Below are 4591 nucleotides of genomic sequence, written 5' to 3'. Positions count from 1 at the left end.
CGGGCAGGGCCTGGAGCGCCCGGAACACATCGGCGCCACCCAGGGAGGGAATGGCGGCCATTTCTTCGCCCCGGAAGATCCGTAAGCCCGGCTCAACAAGCTGCGCCCGCGCCAGGGCCGACTCGCCGATCACCTCGATGGGACTGAACCGCAGTAAACCAACCTTCAGCACCACGATTAAGGGAGTGTCGGGCCAGTCTCGCTTTAAAAGCGTAATGGTTTTGGTCTCATAGCCGATATATCGGAAGCTCAGGGTAAGGCTGTCGGCTGCCGGTAGCTCCAGGTGGAAGCTGCCATCGCGGCCCGAGACGGTGCCGAGGTCAGTGCCCGGCACGATGATATTGACATAGGCCAGGGGGTTGTTCTCGTCCGAGAGAACCGTACCCCTGAGGTGTACGGTCTCTCTTTCCTGCCCCATAACCATGCAGGCCATTAGAAAAGCGGCCGTAATGATGCGCCGTTGAATCATACGCTAATTCATTTTCAAAATAATGCTAAATAATTATGGTCACAATGTTAAGATTGACCTTTTAGCATAAGACCGGGGTCAACTGCTGGTCACCGTGCGTTAGAATAGTTACATTCGGAAGCGTAATCAAATAGAAATCCAGACTGAATCAAATGGGAGCTAAGCTCAGGCGCATTTTCCTGGCGGGTATCTTTACTGCCATACCCCTCTACGTCACCTACAAGGTCCTGGAGATCATCTTTCAATTCATGGACCAGTTCCTCGCACCGGTCGTCCAGCCCATTTTCTACCGGTACCTCGGATTCAACATACCCGGCCTGGGCCTGGTCATGATGATCATCTCGCTCTTTATTCTAGGCCTTTTCGTGACCAATGTGCTCGGCCGCGCCCTTTATGGGTATTTCGAGAGACTGGTCCTCAGAGTCCCCATCGTCTCCAACGTCTACAACTTTGCCAAGCAGATCGTCCAGACCTTCTCCCCCGAGCACCGGAGTGCTTTTAAAAAGGTGGTCTGGCTGCAGTATCCCCGGCCGGGCCTCTGGACCCTGGGCTTCGTCACCGGAACCAGTGTCTCGGCCGACGGCGTCCCCTACTACAACATCTTCGTCGCCACTACCCCCAATCCCACCTCCGGCTTTGTGGTCTTCGTGGCCCAGAAAGAGACCCTGGAGGCCAACCTGACCATCGAGGAAGGATTCAAGCTGCTCATCTCGGGAGGGGCTCTATCCCGGAGCAGCCACCAATTCCTGCATGAACTCACCCCGGAGGCCGCCGAGGCGGCCCGTTTAGCGGCCTCTCAAGCACAATCCAGGCGTCTCAGTGCCGCCAGGACAACCGATGGCAAGTCCAAACCACGCGGGACGCCCATTAAGGCCAAGAAGCAGGCCCCAAAAAAGGAGGCCCCGAAAACCAGCCAGGCCTCTAGCACAGAGACCAAGCCGAAACCACCCCGGAAATCCGGCAAAAGCTCGCGCTAGAATAACCCCCGGCTGCCAGCCGCTACGTCCAGGCCGAAGACGGCCTACAATCAGCCACCATCAATGAGAATGGGGTTGACTTCTTTACGTGTTTTGCGTATCCTTGAGCGCGCTTTTACAACGCAGTAATGTATCGCGGCAAAATCACTTACCTTGACGGTATCCGGCTGCACCGCGGACTGGCAGCCGGTATTCAGCGGGTACTCTCCGGCCAGAACTACCTCAACAAGATCAACGTCTTTCCGGTTCCCGATGGGGATACGGGAACCAACCTCAGCTTTACCCTCCTGTCGATCCTGGAGCGAACGCGGCATCGAGTCCACGTCCATGTGGGCCGCACCGCCGTGGCCATCGCCGATGCTGCCCTGGACGGCGCCCGGGGATGCTCCGGCGTGATCCTGGCCCAGTTCCTGCAAGGGTTTTCCGACAGCTGCGCCGGGCTGCGCCGCCTGTCGGTCCATCAGTTTACCCGGGCCACCGAAGCCGGCTACGAGTACGCCCGACAAGCCCTCTCCGAACCGGTGGAGGGGACCATCCTGTCGGTCATCAAAGCCTCCGTCGACAGCTTCAAGGAGCGTACCAGGGAAGGAGTCAGCGATTTCATGCAGCTGCTCCGGGATACGCTGACCCGGGCCGAAGAGGCCCTCCGGCGAACACCCGAGCAGCTGGAGATCCTGAAAAAGCGGGGCGTCGTGGATGCCGGCGGCCAGGGTTTCGTCTACATCCTCAGGGGAATGCTCGATTTCATTACCCGGGGATCACTCCACAGTCGTTGGGAGCCGCAGGCGGTGTTACCTTCTCCTGAATTGCCAGATCCCAGCCTGGCTCAACTCGCCACCGATACCGATTTACGATATTGTACCGAGTGCCTGGTCCTGGGCCACGATATCGCCCGGAACAAACTGCGCGAAGCCATCATGGGGCTGGGTGACAGCCTGGTCCTGGGGGGATCAAAGGAGCGGGTCCGGATTCATATCCATACCAATGAGCCGCAGGCCGTCTTTGATGTGGCACGAAGATACGGCGAGCTGACAGGCGAGAAGGTTGATGACATGCGCCGGCAAACCGAAGCCGCCCGGACCACCCAACAGGGGGTGGCCGTGGTAACCGATTCCACCGCCGATATTCCCGCCGAGCTCCTTGAGACCTATAACATCCACATGGTGCCGGTGAAGCTCAACTTCGGCAACAAGGGCTACCTGGACAAGGTCACGATCACACCGGACGAGTTTTTCCAGGAGCTGACCACCAATCCCCACCATCCCCAGACCTCCCAGCCCACGCCCGGCGATTTCTGGCGCACCTACCAGTTTCTGACCAGCCATTACGACAGTATCGTCTCGCTGCACTTGCCCCGGCCGGTGAGCGGGACCCTGCAGTCGGCGGAAAACGCCGCCCGGCGGCTGCCGCGGGCACACATTACCGTCCTTGATGCCGTCAACACCACCGTCGGACTGGGACTCATCGTCGTGGCCGCGGCCAGGGCGGCCAAAGAGGGCCATAGCCACGAAGAAGTAATAGCCATCGCCCGGGAAGCCATTAACCGGACGGTGATCTACGCCGCCATCAAGAACCTCTCCTATGCGGTGCGGGGCGGTCGCATCTCCCGCTCCCGGAAGCGCATAGCTGACTTCCTGCGGGCCTGTCCGGTATTGGGCTGGACCGACCAGGGCACCGTCGATATGGCCGGCATCTTTCTGGGTCGCCGCGATATCGCCCGGGGGCTGGTGAAATGGGTCGCCCACCGCATCGACCTGAGCCAAACCTACGACGTTTTCATCAGCCATGCCCAATGTCACGCTGGGGCCCAGCGTTTGTCGGACCTGCTGCCCAAATTCGGTCTGCAGACCAACAAGGTCTATATCACTGCCACCGGGGCAGCCCTCGGGGCTCACGCCGGTCCCGGCTCCTTGATTTTAGCACTCCTGCCCTCCGGACTGATATGATCCTCCTGCTTATCCTGCTCCTGCTGAGCTACCTGGCCGGGAGTATTCCCACCAGCATCATTGTAGGGCAGGTTACCCGGGGCATTGACATCCGGGACTACGGGAGCGGAAACGCCGGCGGTACCAATGCTTTCCGGGTGTTGGGTTGGAAAGCGGGCCTGGTGGTAATGATTGTTGACGTCTTCAAGGGCTGGTTCGCTGCAGCTGTTATCGCTAGCTGGACCATCGGCGGCGCCTTAGGGCAGCTACCCACTAGCGACCAGAATCTGATAGCCATCCTGTGCGGCGGTGCCGCCGTGCTGGGACACACCTTTACCGTCTTTGCCAGCTTTCGCGGCGGCAAGGGCGTCGGAACCCTGGCAGGAATGCTGATTCATCTCTTCCCCCTGGCGGTACTGATAGGCGTGATAGTATGGGTGCTGGTCCTGATTATTACCGGCTACGTCAGCGTGGGCTCCATGTCGGCCGTAACGCTATTCCCTCTGATTACCTTCCTGCACGACGGCACCCTGGCATCCAGCCTGGGAGTCTTCAGTGTGCTTATGGTCCTGTTTATCTGGTTCACCCACCGCAGCAATATTAAACGGTTGCTGGCAGGCAGGGAAAACCGGTTTGAGAAGGCCATGATCTTCAGGCGGCGGAGGCCCATTGCCTGAGTGCGAAATCATCATCTACTGGAATAAGGCCAACCGGATCCGCATCGGCGAGGTTCCGGAGCTACCCGGCTGTATGGCCGATGGGGCCATCCGCCAACTGGCGGAAAGCCCTGGCAAATGTCGAAGTTGTCATCCGGGAGTGGATTGACACAGCCAGGGAACTGGGCAGACCGATACCGGACCCCACGGGCCGGCTGCTTTACGCGTAATGAAATAACTCCTTTTGTCGTCCTGAGCTCCGTCGAAGGACGTCGGTTTCGCTCTTCACCATTCTCTTCACCAGCCCCCAACTCCTAGTCCCAAGCCCCCACACATAACTCCCCGCTAACCAGTCACCAGTCACCAGTTACTGATCATCATTCACATTCCCAGCCGGCCCCAGCCCCAAGTCCCCATTTTCGCGCACCTCGCTAATGTAGACTAACTTCGTCTCATACTTATAGTCATCGCGAGCGTAGCGTGGCGATCTCAACCGGTCTTCTTTGGCGGGCTTGGCGGTTTTTCCTGACGGCTGATCGCTGACCACTAACAACCCGAAACTTG

General features: G+C 58.9%; 5 protein-coding genes and 1 pseudogene. 4 read left to right on the top strand and 2 right to left on the bottom strand.

All coding sequences use genetic code 11. From position 1 onward, the window contains the following. A partial coding sequence (locus ACETWG_07820) for a carboxypeptidase-like regulatory domain-containing protein (protein ID MFB0516495.1) occupies positions 1-469 on the bottom strand: 469 nt, incomplete at its 3' end. A gap of 152 nt (positions 470-621) precedes the next feature. Between ACETWG_07820 and ACETWG_07815 the strand changes: the two genes are divergently transcribed. The 4 genes and pseudogenes from ACETWG_07815 to ACETWG_07800 all read left to right on the top strand — a co-directional run bounded on the left by ACETWG_07815 (position 622) and on the right by ACETWG_07800 (position 4257). Then, complete coding sequence (locus ACETWG_07815; protein ID MFB0516494.1) at positions 622-1446, top strand: DUF502 domain-containing protein; 825 nt, start codon at positions 622-624, stop codon at positions 1444-1446. A 128-nt stretch (positions 1447-1574) separates the two neighbouring features. Then, positions 1575-3392: a DAK2 domain-containing protein gene (locus ACETWG_07810; GenBank protein MFB0516493.1), complete on the top strand. Its 1818-nt coding sequence runs from the start codon at positions 1575-1577 to the stop codon at positions 3390-3392. Continuing rightward, on the top strand, positions 3389-4048 hold the full coding sequence (plsY, locus tag ACETWG_07805; protein MFB0516492.1) for a glycerol-3-phosphate 1-O-acyltransferase PlsY: 660 nt from the start codon (positions 3389-3391) through the stop codon (positions 4046-4048). The genes ACETWG_07810 and plsY overlap by 4 nt, the downstream gene beginning before the upstream one ends. After that, a pseudogene (locus ACETWG_07800) lies at positions 4041-4257 on the top strand (type II toxin-antitoxin system HicB family antitoxin). Before plsY ends, ACETWG_07800 begins: the two are co-directional and overlap by 8 nt. Before the next feature lie 137 nt (positions 4258-4394). Here the strand turns inward: ACETWG_07800 and ACETWG_07795 are convergent. Next, positions 4395-4591 (bottom strand): hypothetical protein (locus tag ACETWG_07795; GenBank protein ID MFB0516491.1); only part of this gene is annotated, 197 nt, incomplete at its 5' end.

The organism is Candidatus Neomarinimicrobiota bacterium (assembly GCA_041862535.1).
GTDB lineage: Bacteria > Fidelibacterota > Marinisomatia > SCGC-AAA003-L08 > TS1B11.
This window is presented reverse-complemented; position numbering and strand designations above follow the sequence as displayed.